The 773-nt window shown below is 73.5% G+C and carries 1 protein-coding gene; it reads right to left on the bottom strand.

Going from position 1 to position 773, the window contains the following annotated elements; translation table 11 throughout:
* Positions 1 to 773 (bottom strand): putative bifunctional diguanylate cyclase/phosphodiesterase (locus tag E2C05_RS32245; protein ID WP_133223656.1); only part of this gene is annotated, 773 nt, incomplete at both ends.

The raw sequence follows: 773 nt of genomic DNA, 5'->3' as shown, positions 1-773 counted from the left end.
CCGGATGGCGCCAGCGGATCAGCGCTTCCAGGCCGGCGACGCGGCGCGACGCGACGTCGATGATCGGCTGGTAGTGCAGCTCGAACTCGCTCGCCGCCAGCGCCCGCCGCAGGTCCATCTCGAGCGCCCGCCGCAGCTGGAGGGCCACTTCCATCTCCGGCTCGAAGAAGCGCCAGCGCCCGCCTCCCTCGGCCTTGGCGCGGTACAGCGCCATGTCGGCGCCGCGGAGCAGCACGTCGCCGTCCAGCCCGTCCGCCGGCGCGACGGTGATCCCGACGCTGGTGCCGATCACCACTTGGTGCCCCTCCAGCTCGAAAGGCAGGCCGAGGACGTCGATCAGCCGCCGGGCCAGCGCCGTCGCCTCCTTCGGCTGGTCGAGCCCGGACTGGATGACGGCGAACTCGTCGCCGCCGAGGCGGGCTAGGGTATCGGTCTCCCGCAGCTCCGCGGCTAGCCGGGCGGCGACCTGGCGCAGCAGGATGTCGCCGACCGGATGCCCGAGGGTGTCGTTCACCTCCTTGAAGCGGTCGAGGTCGAGGCAGAGCACGGTGAAGCCCTCGCCGCGCTGGGCGCGGGCCAGCGCCACGTCCAGCCTTTCGCGGAAAAGCACCCGGTTGGGCAGGCCGGTCAGCGTGTCGTGGTGGGCGAGGTGGGCGATCCGCGCCTCCGCGAGGCGCTTCGCCGTCACGTCCTGCGTCACGCCGCTCATGCGCAAGGCACGGCCATCCGGCCCCCGCTCGGCCCGCCCCTGCAGGCGCAGCCAGTGCACCGCG

The organism is Paracraurococcus ruber, assembly GCF_004353985.1.
In the GTDB taxonomy this organism is placed as follows: domain Bacteria; phylum Pseudomonadota; class Alphaproteobacteria; order Acetobacterales; family Acetobacteraceae; genus Paracraurococcus; species Paracraurococcus ruber.
This window is presented reverse-complemented; position numbering and strand designations above follow the sequence as displayed.